This is a genomic window from Rahnella inusitata, from assembly GCF_018288855.1.
GTDB classification, from domain to species: Bacteria; Pseudomonadota; Gammaproteobacteria; order Enterobacterales; family Enterobacteriaceae; genus Rahnella; species Rahnella inusitata.
The window spans coordinates 3,760,242-3,778,346 of record NZ_CP065024.1; the positions used below are offsets into that span (position 1 = coordinate 3,760,242).

Below are 18,105 nucleotides of genomic sequence, written 5' to 3' on the forward strand. Positions count from 1 at the left end.
AAGTTAGTTAAATTAGTGCTTGAAGTTTTGAAGTAAATCAGTAAAATTTGGCTACGTAGCTCAGCTGGTTAGAGCACATCACTCATAATGATGGGGTCACAGGTTCAAATCCCGTCGTAGCCACCATTTTACAACTACGCGTTTTAAGCAGGTTGTAGAAAGAAGTAAGAAACACCATTGGGGTGTCGCCAAGCGGTAAGGCTCTGGTTTCTGATACCAGCATACCCAGGTTCGAATCCTGGCACCCCAGCCACATTTGAAAGGCCCGAATTTATTCGGGCCTTTTGCTTTTCTGCGATTTAAAGACAGATTCAAAAAGGCTGATCGTTTTTCAACGTCAGCCTTTTTTCATTAAATCCCCAGTGCGTATTTCAATGCTCTGGTTTTCAAACCTCCAGCGCGCTCAGCAGTCATCAGTGCAAGATTACGCAACACTTTTACCGGTGCTAAATCATTGCTGAAAGCGGTATAAAACAAGTCCATCCCGCTTTGCATCATCAAATTATCCAGACGGCGCTGGCGCTGATAGCGCAGCAACACGCGCTCGCTGCTCCACGCTTCACCGCTTTCACGCGCTTTTTCCAGCACCGACAGCAACGCTTCGACATCGCGATAACCGAGATTTACGCCCTGTCCGGCCAGCGGATTAATGGTGTGTGCTGCATCCCCCACCAGCGCCAGTCCCGGTAAAACATAACGCTGCGCATGACGGCGAACCAGTGGGAAAGCGCCCGAGGACAATGCCGTGACCTTCCCAAGCCGTGCCGGGAATGCCTGCATGACTTCGGTGGTCAACTGTTTCATGTTCAGCGTTTGCAGATATCGGATACGCTGCGGACTGTCGTACCAGACCAGCGATGCCTGATGGCCAAACAGCGGCAGAAATGCACGCGGGCCTGAAGGGAAAAATTGCTGCCAGGTGACATCCTGATCCGGCGTTTCGGTTTCAACGTTAATCAGCATACAGTTCTGGCGGTATTGCCAGCCATCCACGCCGATCCCTGCCAGCTGACGCACCAGCGAATTCGCACCATCGGCGGCAACCACCAGCTGCGTGTGCAGCAGTTCACCCGTCGTTAGCTGAAGCGACCAGGTTTTGTCGTCATGCTGTAAAAGATGGCGCAGTTTGGCCGGACAAAAGCGGGTCAGATTTGAGAAGCCATCAAATTGTTGCCACAGCGCACGCTGAAGAACACGGTTCTCGACCATGAATCCCAATTCAGGCAGCCCGAGTGATTGCGCATCAAACTTTACTTCGGAGCCATCGACCTCCCAGGTTTCAAGCCGGCGATATGGCACAGAGCGCATTTGCTCGACTGAAGGCCATGCACCCAGTTTCTTAAGGAAACGCACCGACGCGCAGCCAATAGCAGAAATTCTTAAATCAGCGGGCGCTGACGGGTCAAAGACGGCAGGCTCTTCATTTTCGATTAATGCCACCTGAAGCCCCTGCTGCGCAAGGCCTAGAGCCGCAGCGGCGCCCACCATGCCACCGCCGACGATCACTGCATCAAATAACTTCTCAGAATTATTCATTTTATTCCGGCTTTTTATTCAGTTCATTAAACAAAGTGTACCGGATTTTTGAGTCAGCATCAGGACCTAAGCTGCTTTCCTGCGCTGGTCACCACCGGAGTGAGGGTTTACAATAGTGCTTCTGAATTGCGCTCTGCGCTGCGGCATTGCCAAACACCCGTATTTTCCTTTGTTTTGAGTACTGACACGCTGATGACTAAAAAACTGCACATAAAAACCTGGGGCTGCCAGATGAATGAATATGATTCATCTAAAATGGCTGACCTTCTCGAAAGCACCCACGGTTACCAGCTCACAGATAATGCCGAAGAGGCTGATATCCTTCTGCTGAATACCTGTTCAATCAGGGAAAAAGCACAGGAGAAAGTTTTCAGCCTGCTGGGACACTGGAAGTTACTCAAAAAGAAAAACCCGGACGTGATTATTGGCGTAGGCGGCTGCGTGGCATCGCAGGAAGGCGAATTACTGCGCAAACGCGCGCCGTGCGTAGATATCGTCTTTGGTCCGCAAACCTTGCACCGCCTGCCGGAAATGGTGAACCACGTGCGCGGCACGCATAGCCCGGTGGTAGACATCAGCTTTCCGGAAATTGAAAAATTCGACCGTCTGCCGGAACCTCGCGCCGATGGTCCGACAGCGTTCGTCTCGATCATGGAAGGCTGCAATAAGTATTGCAGCTTCTGCGTAGTGCCCTACACCCGTGGCGAAGAAGTCAGCCGCCCGTGTGATGACGTTCTGTTTGAAGTCGCTCAGCTGGCGGCACAGGGCGTGCGTGAGGTAAACCTGCTCGGCCAGAATGTGAACGCCTATCGCGGCGAAGCCTTTGAAGGGGGCATTTGCACATTTGCTGAGTTGCTGCGTCTGGTGGCCACGATTGACGGCATTGACCGCATCCGCTTCACCACCAGCCACCCGGTTGAATTTACTGACGATATTATCGAAGTCTATAAAGACACACCTGAAGTGGTCAGCTTCCTGCACCTGCCTATTCAAAGCGGTTCGGATCGTATTTTAACGATGATGAAGCGTCCGCATACGGTGCTGGAATACAAATCGACTATTCGCAAATTACGCGCCGCGCGTCCGGATATCCATTTCAGCTCTGACTTCATCATCGGTTTCCCCGGCGAAACCAACGACGATTTCGAACGCACGATGGACTTGATTGCACAGGTGAATTACGACGTCAGTTTCAGTTTCATCTATTCCCCACGTCCGGGCACACCGGCGGCGGATATGGTGGATGATGTCGGAATGGATGAGAAGAAACAGCGTCTGGCGCTGTTACAGGAGCGAATCACGCAACAGGTGATGCGTTTTAGCCGCGCCACGCTGGGCACCGTTCAGCGCATTCTTGTCGAAGGCACCTCGCGAAAAGATATTATGGAACTGACCGGCCGCACCGAGTGTAACCGCGTGGTCAATTTCGAAGGCACGTCGGACATGATTGGCAAATTTGTCGATGTGGAAATCGTCGATGTCTATACCAACTCATTGCGTGGCGTGGTGGTGCGTACCGAAGAGCAAATGGCGCTGCGCCTGCATGAGTCTCCGCAGTCAGTCATCGCCCGCACCCGTAAAGAGAATGAATTAGGCGTTGGAATGTATCAACCCTGAGCCATCACGACGATGTATGGCAGCACATTCACAGGGCGCTTCGGCGTCCTGTTTCTATTGAGAATTTGTGCAGTGCTAAGTCCTTCAGGGTTTAATTTTCCGAGAAAGGCCGCATATCCGGATGAAGGTGCCTGCAACTGTCACCGCAGCGCAGCATATTTTGCCAAGGGCATGTATTATTAACTCAGGTATGGTGAACGGCTGAAAGCAGTGTGCAGCCGGGTAACATCGCAACAGGTCCAGAGTGGCCCAGAGGAATAGTTTGAACGTTGTAACACAAGAGATTTTACTGGAGCCCGAAGACAATCAGCGCCTGCTGAGCCTGTGCGGGCCGTTTGATGACAATATCAAACAACTGGAACGCCGGTTGGGCGTTGAAATCAACCGTCGTGATAACGCATTTAAACTGGTCGGCAAAAGTCTGGCCGTCGCCGCTGCCGCCGACATCCTGCGTGACTTATACGTAGACACTGCGCCGGTGCGCGGTGAGACGCAGGACATCAATCCCGAAAAAATCCATCTGGCGATTAAAGAAAGCCGGGTGCTGGAACAAACCGCTGAAAGCGTACCGGATTACGGTAAATCGGTCATCATCAAGACCAAACGTGGCATGGTGAAGCCGCGCACGCCAAATCAGGCGCAGTACATCGCCAATATTTTCGATCATGACATCACTTTCGGCATTGGGCCTGCGGGTACGGGTAAAACCTATCTGGCGGTAGCCGCTGCCGTAGATGCACTGGAACGTCAGGAAGTACGTCGTATTCTGCTGACCCGCCCTGCGGTGGAAGCCGGTGAAAAACTCGGCTTCCTGCCGGGCGATCTCAGCCAGAAAGTAGACCCGTATCTCCGCCCGCTCTATGACGCCCTGTTCGAAATGCTCGGCTTCGAGAAGGTAGAAAAGCTGATTGAGCGCAACGTAATTGAAGTCGCACCGCTGGCCTACATGCGCGGGCGAACGCTCAATGACGCTTTTATCATTCTTGATGAAAGCCAGAACACCTCTATCGAACAGATGAAGATGTTCCTGACCCGTATTGGTTTTAACTCCAAAGCGGTGATTACCGGTGACGTTACCCAGATCGATTTGCCGCGCCATCAGAAATCCGGCCTGCGCCATGCAATTGAAGTATTGTCGTCGGTTGAAGAGTTGAGCTTTAACTTTTTCCATAGCGAAGACGTGGTTCGCCACCCTGTCGTGGCGCGCATTGTTGTCGCCTATGAAGCCTGGGAAGAAGAAGATCAGAAACGCCGTGATGCGATTGCCGCTGAGCGAAAACACGAACACAATTCCTCCCAACAGGTCGGTCAATGAATACGGTAATCCTCGATTTACAAATTGCCTGCGAAGATGCAGCAGGTTTACCGTCAGAAAACGACTTTCAGACCTGGCTGGAGGCGGTGCTTCCGCAGTTTCTGGAAGAATCAGAGGTAACCATCCGTGTGGTGGATATCCCTGAAAGCCATGAACTTAATATGACGTATCGTGGCATGGATAAACCGACCAACGTGTTATCCTTCCCGTTCGAAGCGCCTCCGGGTATGGAGATGCCGCTGCTGGGTGATTTGATTATTTGTCGTCAGGTCGTCGAGAAAGAGGCTAAAGAGCAGGAAAAAGCGTTATCGGCTCACTGGGCACATATGGTGATCCACGGCAGTTTGCATTTGCTGGGGTACGACCATATCGTTGACGAAGAAGCCGAAGAGATGGAATCGATTGAAACTGAAATCATGCAGGGACTGGGTTATCCGGACCCGTATATTTCAGAGAAAGAAGATAACTGAGATTAGCGCAGTCAATAGCAACACGGCGCAAGGGAACTTCACCCTTGCGCCGCGTTTACTAAGCTGGCTAAATATTTTTTCACTACTACGAGTAAAACAAACCAAACGCCATGAGCGATGACCATTCACAAAATAGTGACAGCCCCAGTCCCAAGAAGGGCTTCTTTTCCCTTATCCTTAGCCAGCTTTTCCACGGTGAACCTAAAAACCGTGGCGATCTGGTTGAGCTTATCCGTGACTCAGAACAGAACGATCTGATCGACCCCGATACCCGTGACATGTTGGAAGGCGTGATGGATATCGCCGAGCAGCGCGTCCGGGACATCATGATCCCGCGTTCACAGATGATCACGCTTAAACGCAATCAACCGCTGGAAGAGTGCCTCGATGTCATCATCGAATCTGCCCACTCACGCTTCCCGGTGATCAGCGAAGATAAGGATCACATTGAAGGCATCCTGATGGCCAAAGACTTGCTGCCGTTTATGCGCACAACGTCTGAGCCATTCAGCATCGATAAAGTGCTGAGAACCGCCGTGGTGGTTCCTGAAAGCAAACGTGTCGACCGCATGCTGAAAGAGTTTCGTTCCCAGCGTTACCATATGGCGATTGTTGTCGATGAGTTCGGCGGCGTTTCCGGTCTGGTGACCATCGAAGATATTCTTGAACTGATTGTTGGTGAAATCGATGACGAGTATGACGAAGCTGAAGATCTGGATATCCGCCAGCTCAGCCGCCATACCTACACCGTCCGCGCGCTGGCACCGATCGAAGACTTCAATGAAGTGTTCCAGACCAATTACAGCGATGACGAAGTCGATACCATTGGTGGTCTGGTGATGCAGTCATTCGGCCATTTACCAGCCCGTGGCGAAAGCATTGAAATTGACGGTTACCTGTTCAAGGTTGCGATGGCCGACAGCCGCCGTATTATTCAGGTTCATGTAAAAATACCGGACGACGCGCCGCAACCGATACTGGAAGAATAATTACTCCATGGCAATTGCCTCTTTATACCAACGCCAGCGGGCTCGCGTCCTGCTGGCGCTTTTATTCGGTGCCTGTGGCACGTTCTCCTTTTCCCCTTATGACTTCTGGCCTGCGGCGATTGTTTCGCTTTGCGGCCTGCTGGCATTAACGTTAGACCGCCGTCCTGCGCAGTCCGCATGGATAGGTTTCTTCTGGGGGATGGGTTTATTTGGCTCCGGCGTAAACTGGGTCTACGTCAGTATCGCGACGTTTGGCGGCATGCCAGAAGCCATCAACCTGTTTCTGGTGGTTCTGCTGGCGGCGTACCTATCGCTTTACATCATGTTATTCGCGGGCGTGTTCAGCAAATTATGGCCAAAAACGACGTGGTGGAAACTGGCTCTCGCCGCGCCTGCGTTATGGCAAATCACCGACTTCCTGCGTGGCTGGGTACTGACCGGTTTTCCGTGGCTGCAATTTGGCTACAGCCAGATCGACGGCCCGCTGAAAGGTCTGGCTCCTATCGCCGGGGTGAACGGTATCACGTTGCTGATGACCTCCCTGAGTGGCCTGCTGGTCTATGCCATCCATCAGCGTCGCATGACAGCGGGCGTGATTGCACTGGCAATGCTGCTTCTGCCGTGGCCGTTGCGTTATGTTCACTGGTATCAGGAACAGCCGGACAAAGCCGTGGATGTCGCGCTGGTTCAGGGCAACATTCCTCAGTCGATGAAATGGGATCCGAAAGCGCTGGAAAGCGCCTTGCAGACCTATCTGGATCTCAGCCGCCCTTACCTTGGCAAATCCAGTATGATCATCTGGCCGGAATCAGCGATATCCGATATCGAATCCGATCAGCAAGCTTTCCTGAGCATGGTGGACAACATTTACCGTTCTCACGGCACGCAGCTGGTGACCGGTATTATTGATGCCCGCCGTAACGAACAAGGCATGAAAGTCTACAACAGCGCGATAGTGCTGGGCGGTAAACAGACTTATCGTTATCCCGATGACAACCGTTTTAATAAACATCATCTGGTGCCGTTCGGTGAATTTGTTCCGCTGGAAACGATTCTGCGCCCGCTTGCGCCGTTCTTTGATTTACCGATGTCAGGCCTCACCAGTGGTGATTATGTGCAGAAACCGCTGATTGTCAGCGGCCTCAATCTCACAACGGCAATTTGTTACGAAGTGGTGTTTGGTGAACAGGTGCGCGATAACCTGCAGCCTGATACCAACTTCCTGCTGACGATTTCCAACGACGCCTGGTTCGGCCATTCGATTGGTCCGTGGCAGCATTTCCAAATGGCGCGTATGCGTTCTCTGGAACTGGGGCGGCCACTCCTGCGCAGCACCAACAACGGCGTCACTGCCGTGGTGAATGCTCAGGGCGATGTGACCGCTGAAATCCCGCAGTTCACCCGTGAAGTGCTGAACGTGAAAGTCACGCCGACAACCGGTATGACGCCTTATGCCCGCGTGGGCTGGTGGCCAGTCTGGTTTGCGACCCTCGTGATGGCAGCGGCTGCGCTCTGGCTTGGGCGTCGTAAAGGCTGAGGTTTTAACAGCGCAGTGAGTCCCTTCTTTCAGGAAGGCGGCTCAGGAGGTGAAAGCAGGCAGAAGAGTACAGCGTCCACCCCATCAGGGATGAATTTACGGCGTCTTAATGCTCTGCCTGTTTTCACCGGTACGTAAAATGAGTCTTCAGTTTCAGGCGTCTACGGTCGCCTGTTCTTTTTTGTTGCATCCCCTTCCCTGTTTCCGAAATCACTCCCGTTAACCTGCTGCCGATTGTCCGAACGGCGGTATTAAGCGCTGACTTTTTGTTTGCCTTCGAGGTTAAATCAGGTCATCTGGCATGAGTCTTGCTACATCTAATTGAAAGATATCTGATTAGTGATTTTTTTTGACGCTGTGCATCATTTTGATACAAAAAGGCTATTCCTCATGCACCCTCGCAGTGCATAGCCGGTTAATTGCTTTGATTTGGTGCGTGTCCCGTCTCAAAAAAGAAACAATTTAGTTTCATAAATTTCACATTCAGCTATTTTCTAGCTTCATATGACGAGGCATTAGCACTTTCTGATCCCTGAGTTTGGATCCCTAATGACAGCAAGGAGTTGGACATGCAATTGCGCAAATTAGCGTTATCAGTACTGTTGGCAAGCGTTGCCGCAAGCAGCTTTGCCCACGCGGAAGAACTGACCGGCACTCTGAAGAAGATTAAAGACAATGGCGTTATCGTCGTGGGTCACCGCGAATCCTCAGTGCCATTCTCTTACTACAACAACGAACAGAAAGTCGTAGGTTATTCACAGGACTATTCCAACGCTATCGTTGAGGCCGTCAAGAAGAAGCTGGACCTGCCGAACCTGCAAGTAAAAATGATGCCAATCACCTCACAGAACCGTATACCGCTGCTGCAAAACGGCACGTTTGATTTTGAGTGTGGTTCTACGACCAACAACCTGGAACGCCAGCAACAAGCGGCCTTCTCAGACACCATCTTCGTGATCGGCACCCGTCTGTTAGTCAAAAAAGGGTCAGACATTAAAGATTTTGCTGACCTGAAAGGCAAAACCGTGGTGGTGACTTCCGGGACAACCTCTGAAGTGTTGCTGAACAAACTGAACGAAGAGAAGAAACTGGATCTGCGCATCATCAGCGCCAAAGACCACGGCGACTCTTTCCGTACGCTGGAAACCGGCCGTGCTGTTGCGTTCATGATGGATGATGCCCTGCTGGCTGGCGAACGTGCGAAAGCCAAAAAACCGGATAACTGGGATATCGTCGGCACACCGCAGTCAAAAGAAGCCTACGGCTGCATGATGCGTAAAGACGATGCGGAATTCAAAAAACTGGTTGATGACACCATTGTGAAGGCACAGACCTCCGGTGAAGCCACCAAGTGGTTTGAAACCTGGTTCAAAAAACCTATTCCTCCGAAAAACCTGAACATGAACTTTGAACTGTCCGATGACATGAAAGCACTGTTCAAAGCACCAAACGATAAAGCACTGTAATAAGTAGCAGACGGGTAGTAGTACCGGGTATTAAAAAATAAAGGCTGGCCAACCAGCTTGTGATGATGGTCCGAAAGGACAGGAAGACCGGATGCGGGGTGGTCGTTCCCCACCCCGCATTTTTTCCGTCACTCACCCACGTTTTTGGTAACGTCATCACTCAAAGGGGTAGTTTATTACCCGCGTCATGGAGTTTTTATGTCAATAGATTGGAACTGGGGCATCTTTCTGCAACAAGCCCCCTTCGGTAATACCACCTATCTGGGCTGGATTTGGAATGGATTTCAGGTCACGGTCGCGCTGTCGATTTGCGCCTGGATCATCGCCTTCTTCGTCGGCTCTCTGTTCGGTATCCTGCGTACCGTTCCCAACCGTTTTCTCTCTGGCATCGGCACCTGTTACGTTGAACTTTTCCGTAATGTGCCGCTGATTGTGCAATTCTTCATCTGGTATCTGGTGGTGCCTGAGCTGCTGCCCGAAAATATCGGTATGTGGTTTAAATCAGAACTCGCGCCAAACGTGCAGTTCTTCACCTCTTCCGTAATTTGTCTCGGCCTGTTTACCGCTGCCCGCGTGTGCGAGCAAGTTCGTGCCGCCATCCAGTCACTCCCAAGCGGCCAGCGTAACGCCGGTCTGGCGATGGGGCTGACGCTGCCTCAGACCTACCGTTATGTGCTGCTGCCTAATGCCTATCGCGTAATTGTGCCGCCGATGACCTCAGAAATGGTCAACCTGGTGAAAAACTCCGCGATCGCCTCGACCATCGGTCTGGTCGATATGGCTGCGCAGGCGGGTAAATTGCTGGATTACTCTGCGCATGCGTACGAATCATTTACTGCCATTACCGTTGCCTACGTGCTTATCAACGCGGTGATTATGCTGCTGATGCACTTTGTAGAACGTAAAGTCCGCCTGCCGGGCAACATGGGAGGTAAATAAATATGCATGAATTTGACTGGAGTTCTATAGGTCCCGGCCTGCCCTACCTGTGGCAAGGCATGGTCATCACCCTGAAGATAACCTCACTGGCGATTGTTGTCGGTATTCTCTGGGGCACACTGCTCGCCGTGATGCGTCTGTCGACGTTTGCCCCGGTCAGATGGTTTGCAACGGCCTACGTGAACCTGTTCCGCGCCGTGCCGTTGGTTATGGTGCTGTTGTGGTTCTACCTGATCGTGCCAGGCTTCCTGCAAAAAGTGCTCGGCCTGTCGCCGAAAACCGATATCCGTCTGATTTCCGCAATGGTGGCGTTTGCCCTGTTTGAAGCTGCGTATTACTCAGAAATTATTCGTGCCGGGATTATCAGTATCGCGCGCGGACAATCTTCCGCCGCGCTGGCGCTGGGCATGACTCAGTGGCAGTCGATGAAGCTGGTTATCTTACCGCAGGCTTTCCGCGCAATGGTGCCGCTGCTGCTCACCCAGGCAATCGTCCTGTTCCAGGATACTTCACTGGTTTACGTACTGGGCCTCGCAGACTTCTTCCGCAGCGCCTCTAACATCGGCGACCGTGACGGTACGCTGGTGGAGATGGTGCTGTTTGCAGGACTTATTTATTTTGTTATCAGCCTTTGTGCTTCCTTGCTGGTGCGTTATTTGAAGAAAAGGACCGTTTCATGATTTCACTGAAGAATGTTTCTAAATGGTACGGGCACTTTCAGGTGCTCACCGATTGCAGCACCGAAGTTAAAAAAGGTGAAGTTGTGGTGGTCTGCGGCCCTTCCGGCTCAGGTAAATCGACGCTAATCAAAACCGTCAACGGCCTTGAGCCGGTGCAGAAAGGTGAAATTCTGGTTAACGGTACGCCGGTTAACGATAAGAAAACCAATCTGGCGCAACTGCGCGCGAAAGTGGGCATGGTTTTCCAGCATTTCGAACTGTTCCCGCATCTGTCGATCATCGACAATCTGACGCTGGCACAAGTGAAAGTACTGAAACGCGATAAAGCGGAAGCCAAAGATAAAGGACTGAAACTGCTGGATCGCGTGGGATTATCCGCGCACGCCAATAAGTTCCCAGGCCAGCTATCCGGAGGTCAGCAGCAGCGTGTGGCTATCGCCCGTGCGTTATGTATGGATCCGATTGCCATGCTGTTTGATGAACCCACGTCGGCGCTCGATCCTGAAATGATCAACGAAGTACTGGACGTGATGGTGGAACTTGCGAACGAAGGCATGACGATGATGGTGGTCACCCACGAAATGGGCTTCGCCCGGAAAGTGGCAAACCGCGTGATTTTCATGGATGAAGGGAAGATTGTGGAAGACCGTAACAAAGACGACTTCTTCAATAACCCGCAATCGGATCGTGCCCGTGATTTCCTGGCGAAAATCCTGCACTGATAAAAGAAGTCTACGCCTGCCCCCAGCGGTTGCAGGGGGCAGGCAGTTTGCAGCTTAAGGCTCGAACGCGTGACGGGAAAATTCAGTATGACCGCATTTCGGGCATTTACTGAGGATTTCCGGCGTATACACCGCAAGACTGAACTGGCAGTTTTCACACACCAGATTGCCGAGTCCTACGACCTCCCCGCTGTGGTAAACCCCGTGATGATTGACGTCCTTAAAAACCTCTTTCCATTCCAGCTGGGTTTTGTCCGTCATGTCCGCCAGCTCTTTCCACAGGCTCTCTTTGATAACCCGCATAAAGACGCTGTCCGTGCCGTCATCCTTCTCCGCTTGCTGATTCTCCGTGTAATTGCGCGCAAACTCATGCAAATCACGCCGCACCGCAGAGGTGAGCTGTTCAATCTGAATTTCAGACAGTTGCCCTTCGTCCTGCAGGCGGACGCGCGCATCTTGCACCAGCGCACTGATATCACGTTCCCCATTTTTCAATCGCTCTGTCAGCGACGTCACTAACTGACGGTAATTTTGAGTAATATTGCTCATTATTTCCTCTCCTTGAACTGACATGACCGTTCGCCCGGCAGATGTTTACTTGTCTTTATTTTAGTCGTAAATCCCTGATCCGTTGTGAAGATTATCCCGGGCTGCTTCGCAGTTTGCGAATAATGGGGCATTAGGAGGCAGAAATCCCCCTTAGCCCGTCGCTGGGTGTTGTTGCTGCCTCTGCTTATCAGCTATGCTATGCGGATCTTTTGATTAAAACTTTTTGAGCTACAGGCGTAGCTGTTTTCACTCACAGGACCACCGGCCGCCATGCAAGAGCAATACCGTCCAGAAGACATCGAGTCACACGTTCAGCTTCACTGGCAAGAGAAGCAAACCTTCAAAGTTACCGAACAGCCTGGCAAGGAGAAATATTACTGTCTCTCCATGTTGCCTTACCCGTCAGGTCGCCTCCATATGGGGCACGTGCGCAACTACACCATCGGTGACGTGATTTCCCGTTATCAGCGCATGCTCGGTAAAAACGTTTTGCAGCCAATCGGCTGGGATGCTTTCGGCCTGCCGGCAGAAGGTGCTGCGGTGAAAAACAATACCGCCCCTGCGCCGTGGACTTACGAAAACATCGAATACATGAAGAACCAGCTAAAACTGCTGGGCTTCGGCTATGACTGGGATCGCGAAATCGCGACCTGCAAACCAGATTACTATCGCTGGGAACAGTGGTTCTTCACCAAGCTGTACGAAAAAGGCCTGGTTTATAAGAAGACTTCCGCGGTGAACTGGTGCCCGCATGACCTTACCGTTCTTGCGAACGAACAGGTGATTGACGGCTGCTGCTGGCGTTGTGATACCAAGGTAGAGCGCAAAGAAATCCCGCAGTGGTTTATCAAAATCACTGCTTACGCCGATCAGCTGCTGAACGATCTGGACACGCTGGAAAGCTGGCCAGAGCAGGTCAAAACCATGCAACGTAACTGGATTGGCCGCTCCGAAGGTGTCGAAATCACTTTTGACGTGGCTGACAGCGACGAGAAAGTCACGGTTTACACCACACGTCCCGACACCTTCATGGGCACGACTTACGTTGCCGTTGCCGCCGGGCACCCTTTGGCGCAACAAGGCGCGGAGAACAACCCTGCACTGGCTGAATTCATCGACGAATGCCGCAATACCAAAGTTGCCGAAGCAGAAATGGCGACGATGGAGAAAAAAGGCATGGCCACTGGCTTGTATGCCATTCACCCGTTGTCCGGTGAAAAGCTGCCAGTCTGGGTCGCTAACTTTGTTCTGATGGAGTACGGCACAGGTGCTGTAATGGCCGTTCCGGGTCATGACCAGCGCGACTGGGAATTCGCCACCAAATACAATCTGCAAATCAAACCGGTCATCCTGACCCTCGATGGCAGCCAGCCGGACGTCACGGCAGAAGCCATGACCGACAAAGGTACGCTGTTCAATTCAGGCGAGTTTGACGGCCTGAGCCATGAAGATGGCTTCAATGCTATTGCCGACAAACTGGTCGCGCAAGGCGTGGGTCAGCGCAAAGTAAACTATCGTCTGCGTGACTGGGGGGTTTCCCGTCAGCGTTACTGGGGCGCGCCAATCCCGATGATCACCTTGGAAGACGGTACCGTTATTCCAACGCCAGAAGATCAACTGCCGGTGATCTTGCCGGAAGATGTAGTCATGGACGGCATCACCAGCCCAATCAAAGCCGATCCTGAGTGGGCAAAAACGACCGTTAACGGCATGCCGGGCCTGCGAGAAACCGACACCTTCGACACCTTCATGGAGTCTTCCTGGTACTACGCGCGTTACACCTGCCCGCAATATGATGAAGGCATGCTGGATCCGGCTGCGGCCAACTACTGGCTGCCGGTTGATCAGTATGTCGGTGGTATTGAACACGCCATCATGCACCTGATGTATTTCCGCTTCTTCCACAAACTGATGCGTGATGCTGGCCTGGTCGATTCTGACGAACCTGCAAAACGCCTGCTGTGTCAGGGTATGGTTCTGGCTGATGCCTTCTATTACACCGGCAACAGCGGCGAACGCGTCTGGGTTTCTCCGGTCGATGCGACCGTTGAGCGTGACGAAAAAGGCCGTATCACCAAAGCCACCGATCCAGAGGGTCGCGAGCTGGTGTACGCTGGCATGAGCAAGATGTCCAAGTCTAAAAACAACGGCATCGACCCTCAGGTCATGGTGGAGAAATACGGCGCGGATACCGTACGTCTGTTTATGATGTTTGCTTCTCCGGCAGAAATGACTCTGGAATGGCAGGAATCAGGCGTGGAAGGTGCAAACCGTTTCCTTAAACGTGTCTGGAAACTGGCCTTTGAGCATTCCGAAAAAGGCGCGACCGTTGCCCTCGACGTGGCAGCACTCAACGAAGCACAAAAAGATCTGCGTCGCGACGTGCATAAAACCATCGCCAAAGTGACCGATGATATCGGTCGTCGTCAGACCTTCAACACCGCCATCGCGGCAGTGATGGAGCTGATGAACAAGCTGGGCCGTGCGCCGCAGGAAAGCGAACAAGATCGCGCTCTGCTGCAGGAAGCCCTGCTGGCGGTAGTTCGCATGCTTTATCCATTCACCCCGCACGTGTGCTTCAGCCTCTGGCAGGCACTGAAAGGTGAAGGCGATGTGGATACTGCACCGTGGCCGCAGGCTGACGAACAGGCAATGGTCGAAGATTCAAAACTGGTCGTTGTGCAGGTGAACGGTAAAGTGCGTGCTAAAATCACCGTAGCCGCTGATGCTACAGAGCAACAAGTGCGCGAGCGTGCGGCAGAAGAACATTTGGTCGCTAAATATCTGGATGGGGTTACGGTTCGCAAAGTAATCTACGTCCCGGGCAAACTGCTTAACCTGGTAGTAGGTTGAGTCAAGGAGGAGCTGTGCGACATCGTATAGTGACACTGCTGCTAACAGCATCAGTCATGGTTACCGCAGGCTGTGGATTCCACTTACGTGGAAAAACCAATGTGCCTGACGAACTGCAAACTATCGTTCTGGACAGCGGGGATCCTTACGGTCCGTTAACGCGTGATATTCGTACTCAGTTACGTCTGAGTAACGTGACCATTGTTGATGACCCAACCGGTAAGCATAAGGATATTCCTTCGCTGCGAATCGGGCCTGAAACAAGCGGTCAAAGCACGGCGTCGGTATTCCAGGACGGTAAAACGGCTGAATATCAGATGCAAATGAGTGTCAGCGCGACGGTTCTGATGCCGGGTAAAGATATTTATCCGATCAATGCCACCGTGTTCCGTTCATTCTTTGACAACCCGTTAACGGCGCTGGCGAAGGATAACGAACAGGAGATCATTCGCGAAGAGATGCGCCAGCAGATTGCACAACAATTGATCCGTAAACTGTTGTCGGTTCATGCGTCTGAGTTGCGTAAAGCTGATCAGGTGGATGGCAAGGTAGAAGTGATTACTACCGGCTCTTCCGCCAGCAAATCTTCTGATGCAATGACGCCGTCGTCGTCTGTTACCAAACCGGTATCAACGGCACCGGCCAGCACTTCTGTACAATGATCCGAGTTTATCCGGAACAACTTGCCGCGCAGCTCCGTGAGGGGCTGCGCGCTTGTTATATATTATGTGGTAACGACCCTCTGCTTTTGCAGGAAAGTCAGGACAGCATCCGCAAAGCGGCACAGCTGGCTGATTTTCAGGAGCATTACACCTTTATTCTCGATGCCCATACTGAATGGGATTCGATTTTCAGCACCTGTCAGGCATTGAGCTTGTTCGCCAGCCGTCAGACACTGATGTTGAGCCTGCCAGAAAATGGCCCAACTGCGCCGATGGCAGAACCTCTGCTCAAGCTGACCACGCTGTTGCACGATGACATTTTGCTGGTAATTCGCGGCACCAAACTGACCAAAGGCCAGGAAAACAGTGCATGGTTTAAAGCGTTGAGTGATAAAAGCGTCTTTGTCAGCTGTCAGACGCCTGAGCAGGCACAACTTCCGCGCTGGGTAACTCGTCGCGCGAAAGAACTCTCACTTGAACTTGATGAACCGGCTAATCAGCTGCTGTGCTATTGCTATGAAGGTAATTTGCTGGCCTTAGCGCAATCTCTTGAACGCCTGTCCCTGCTATATCCTGATGGCAAACTGACGCTGCCCCGCGTAGAAGATGCGGTGAATGATGCGGCGCATTTCACGCCTTATCACTGGCTGGACGCCCTGCTGGCGGGAAAAAGCAAACGCGCCTGGCATATTTTACGCCAGCTGCAACAGGAAGACAGCGAGCCGGTGATTTTGCTGCGCACCGTCCAGCGCGAACTCCTGATGCTGCTGAACCTGAAACGTAAAATGGACAGCACACCGCTGCGCACTTTGTTCGACCAACAAAAAGTCTGGCAGAACAGACGTACGCTGGTAACCCAGGCCTTACAGCGTTTATCCCTCGCGGATCTTAATCAGGCAGTACGTTTGCTGACGCAAATGGAAATCACCCTTAAGCAAGATTACGGCCAGTCCGTGTGGCCGGAGCTGGAAAGCCTCTCCATGCTTTTGTGTGGCAAACCTTTACCTGTCAGCTTCGTCGGACAAGGTTCGTACTGACGCAGGATATTTCCATGCCGACAATTCCCTCTCGTTCCACAGGTAAAACTGCTTCGTTGCTGGCTTTTTTTGGCGGGACGTTTGACCCTATCCATTTCGGCCATCTCAAACCGGTCACGCAACTGGCGCAGAACACCGGTCTGGACAACGTGATATTACTTCCCAACAATGTTCCGCCGCACCGCCCGCAGCCCGGCGCCAGCCCGCAACAGCGCCTGCATATGGTGGAACTGGCGGTCGAGGGCAATCCGCTGTTTTCTGTGGATCCGCGTGAACTTGCCGTTGATACGCCGTCGTACACCATTGAGACTCTTGCAACGTTACGTAAAGAACATGGCGAGAGTTGCCCGCTGGCGTTTATTATCGGTCAGGACTCTCTGCTGACGTTGCACAAATGGCATCGCTGGAGATCTCTCCTGGATTTTTGCCATCTGATTGTTATGGCACGACCGGGTTATCACGAGCAGCTTGATACGCCTGAGTTACAGCGTTGGTATGATGCGCATCGTGTCACCGATGCAGAGAACCTCAGGCATCAGCCTGCCGGATTCATTTATCAGGCCAATACGCCATTGCTGAATATCTCAGCGACGGAAATCCGTCAGCGCCGCAAGGCGGGTCTCGATTGTTCAGATCTTCTGCCCGACGCCGTTGAGCGCTATATAGAATCACAGGGCTTGTACCGCGCGTAGCCAACGCGTGGTATACTGCGCCGCTAAATTTCGGCTCTCGATTACGTCGCGTACATCATCAATATAATTTATTGATTATTAAACGCTTTGAGGCGTTTTCTGATTGCCGCTATGCCACTCCTTCATGAGACCGTTCATCGCTAAGGTGTCACACCGGCGGATGTCTTATGGAGTCAACGTGTTTCAAACATCCCCAGGGGGAACCTTTGCAAGGTAAAGCGCTCCAAGATTTTGTTATCGATAAAGTCGATGACCTGAAAGCACAAGACATCATTGCCATTGATGTTGTGGGTAAATCCAGTATTACTGACTGCATGATTATTTGTACCGGCACGTCCAGCCGTCACGTTGTTTCTATCGCCGGTCACCTGGTGGAAGAAGTTAAAGCCGTCGGCATTGATGCGATGGGCGTTAAAGGTATTAACGAAGCCGACTGGGTTGTGGTTGATCTGGGTGAAGTGATTGTTCACGTCATGCAAGAAGAAAGCCGTCAGCTGTACGAGCTCGAGAAACTCTGGGGCTAAGCCGTGAAACTGCAACTTGTCGCCGTCGGCACCAAAATGCCAGATTGGGTACAAACCGGTTTTAACGATTATCTGCACCGTTTTCCCAAAGATATGCCGTTTGAACTGACTGAAGTTCCGGCCGGGAAGCGCGGGAAAAATGCAGACATCAAACGCATTCTTGAAAAGGAAGGCGAACAGATGCTGGCTGCTGTCGGAAAGGGGAACCGCATTGTCACACTGGATATTCCAGGGACACCGTGGGAAACCCCGCAACTGGCGCAACAACTGGAACGCTGGAAACAGGACGGACGCAACGTCAGCCTGTTAATTGGCGGTCCGGAAGGGCTGGCACCGGCCTGTAAAGCCGCAGCGGAACAGAGCTGGTCGCTCTCTCCGTTAACGCTCCCTCACCCGCTGGTGCGGGTCCTGGTGGCGGAGAGTCTTTACCGCGCCTGGAGTATTACCACCAATCATCCATACCACCGCGAATAACGGGTGGTGAATTGAATGTCAGCAACATGAATTAAGTAGTGGG

Annotated in this window: 17 protein-coding genes and 2 tRNA genes; 17 read left to right on the forward strand and 2 right to left on the reverse strand. The window is 52.2% G+C overall.

Translation table 11 applies throughout. The annotated features are described in order from the left end of the window. Positions 1-49: 49 nt before the first annotated feature. Positions 50-126, forward strand: a tRNA-Met gene (locus I2123_RS17650). A 52-nt stretch (positions 127-178) separates the two neighbouring features. After that, positions 179-253: transfer RNA gene (locus I2123_RS17655), tRNA-Gln, on the forward strand. A 98-nt stretch (positions 254-351) separates the two neighbouring features. On the opposite strand, the gene ubiF is transcribed toward I2123_RS17655, so the two are convergent. Continuing rightward, positions 352-1,536, reverse strand: coding sequence for a 3-demethoxyubiquinol 3-hydroxylase (gene ubiF, locus I2123_RS17660; RefSeq protein WP_112169010.1), 1,185 nt, complete (start codon positions 1,534-1,536; stop codon positions 352-354). Positions 1,537-1,728: 192 nt separating this feature from the next. Between ubiF and miaB the strand changes: the two genes are divergently transcribed. From miaB to I2123_RS17705, 9 genes are all read left to right on the forward strand, one after another. Then, positions 1,729-3,153, forward strand: a complete 1,425-nt coding sequence (gene miaB / locus I2123_RS17665; RefSeq protein WP_213051139.1) for a tRNA (N6-isopentenyl adenosine(37)-C2)-methylthiotransferase MiaB — start codon at positions 1,729-1,731, stop codon at positions 3,151-3,153. 244 nt (positions 3,154-3,397) lie between these two features. Then, positions 3,398-4,468 carry a PhoH family protein gene (locus I2123_RS17670; RefSeq protein ID WP_208640430.1) on the forward strand — a complete coding sequence of 357 codons (1,071 nt, stop codon included), beginning with the start codon at positions 3,398-3,400 and terminating at the stop codon, positions 4,466-4,468. Beyond that, positions 4,465-4,938: an rRNA maturation RNase YbeY gene (ybeY, locus tag I2123_RS17675; protein ID WP_213051140.1), complete on the forward strand. Its 474-nt coding sequence runs from the start codon at positions 4,465-4,467 to the stop codon at positions 4,936-4,938. The genes I2123_RS17670 and ybeY overlap by 4 nt, the downstream gene beginning before the upstream one ends. Positions 4,939-5,048: 110 nt before the next feature. Continuing rightward, the gene (gene corC / locus I2123_RS17680; protein ID WP_056771527.1) at positions 5,049-5,927 is read left to right on the forward strand and encodes a CNNM family magnesium/cobalt transport protein CorC; all 879 of its coding nucleotides are present in this window, start codon (positions 5,049-5,051) and stop codon (positions 5,925-5,927) included. 7 nt (positions 5,928-5,934) lie between these two features. Continuing rightward, positions 5,935-7,464, forward strand: coding sequence for an apolipoprotein N-acyltransferase (gene lnt, locus I2123_RS17685; protein ID WP_213051141.1), 1,530 nt, complete (start codon positions 5,935-5,937; stop codon positions 7,462-7,464). A 569-nt stretch (positions 7,465-8,033) separates the two neighbouring features. Continuing rightward, the gene (locus tag I2123_RS17690) at positions 8,034-8,930 is read left to right on the forward strand and encodes an amino acid ABC transporter substrate-binding protein (RefSeq protein ID WP_213051142.1); all 897 of its coding nucleotides are present in this window, start codon (positions 8,034-8,036) and stop codon (positions 8,928-8,930) included. Positions 8,931-9,128: 198 nt separating this feature from the next. Beyond that, positions 9,129-9,869 carry an amino acid ABC transporter permease gene (locus I2123_RS17695; RefSeq protein WP_112169016.1) on the forward strand — a complete coding sequence of 247 codons (741 nt, stop codon included), beginning with the start codon at positions 9,129-9,131 and terminating at the stop codon, positions 9,867-9,869. 2 nt (positions 9,870-9,871) lie between these two features. Continuing rightward, the gene (gltK, locus tag I2123_RS17700) at positions 9,872-10,549 is read left to right on the forward strand and encodes a glutamate/aspartate ABC transporter permease GltK (protein WP_112169017.1); all 678 of its coding nucleotides are present in this window, start codon (positions 9,872-9,874) and stop codon (positions 10,547-10,549) included. Beyond that, on the forward strand, positions 10,546-11,271 hold the full coding sequence (locus I2123_RS17705) for an amino acid ABC transporter ATP-binding protein (protein WP_112169018.1): 726 nt from the start codon (positions 10,546-10,548) through the stop codon (positions 11,269-11,271). The genes gltK and I2123_RS17705 overlap by 4 nt, the downstream gene beginning before the upstream one ends. 54 nt (positions 11,272-11,325) lie before the next feature. Here the strand turns inward: I2123_RS17705 and I2123_RS17710 are convergent, their stop codons facing one another. Beyond that, positions 11,326-11,820: a zinc ribbon-containing protein gene (locus I2123_RS17710; protein ID WP_112169019.1), complete on the reverse strand. Its 495-nt coding sequence runs from the start codon at positions 11,818-11,820 to the stop codon at positions 11,326-11,328. A 270-nt stretch (positions 11,821-12,090) separates the two neighbouring features. Here I2123_RS17710 and leuS point away from each other — a divergent pair, with 270 nt between their 5' ends. From leuS to rlmH, 6 genes are all read left to right on the forward strand, one after another. Beyond that, a complete protein-coding gene (gene leuS, locus I2123_RS17715) occupies positions 12,091-14,673 on the forward strand; it encodes a leucine--tRNA ligase (protein WP_213051143.1) in 2,583 nt (860 codons plus the stop codon). A gap of 14 nt (positions 14,674-14,687) precedes the next feature. Continuing rightward, positions 14,688-15,335: an LPS assembly lipoprotein LptE gene (gene lptE / locus I2123_RS17720; RefSeq protein WP_112169021.1), complete on the forward strand. Its 648-nt coding sequence runs from the start codon at positions 14,688-14,690 to the stop codon at positions 15,333-15,335. Next, complete coding sequence (gene holA, locus I2123_RS17725; protein WP_213051144.1) at positions 15,332-16,372, forward strand: DNA polymerase III subunit delta; 1,041 nt, start codon at positions 15,332-15,334, stop codon at positions 16,370-16,372. Before lptE ends, holA begins: the two co-directional genes overlap by 4 nt. A gap of 14 nt (positions 16,373-16,386) precedes the next feature. Next, a complete protein-coding gene (gene nadD / locus I2123_RS17730) occupies positions 16,387-17,064 on the forward strand; it encodes a nicotinate-nucleotide adenylyltransferase (RefSeq protein ID WP_420834340.1) in 678 nt (225 codons plus the stop codon). A 206-nt stretch (positions 17,065-17,270) separates the two neighbouring features. Continuing rightward, on the forward strand, positions 17,271-17,588 hold the full coding sequence (gene rsfS / locus I2123_RS17735; protein WP_056771497.1) for a ribosome silencing factor: 318 nt from the start codon (positions 17,271-17,273) through the stop codon (positions 17,586-17,588). A gap of 3 nt (positions 17,589-17,591) precedes the next feature. Continuing rightward, positions 17,592-18,062, forward strand: a complete 471-nt coding sequence (gene rlmH / locus I2123_RS17740) for a 23S rRNA (pseudouridine(1915)-N(3))-methyltransferase RlmH (protein ID WP_013576495.1) — start codon at positions 17,592-17,594, stop codon at positions 18,060-18,062. The last annotated feature ends 43 nt before the right edge of the window (positions 18,063-18,105 follow it).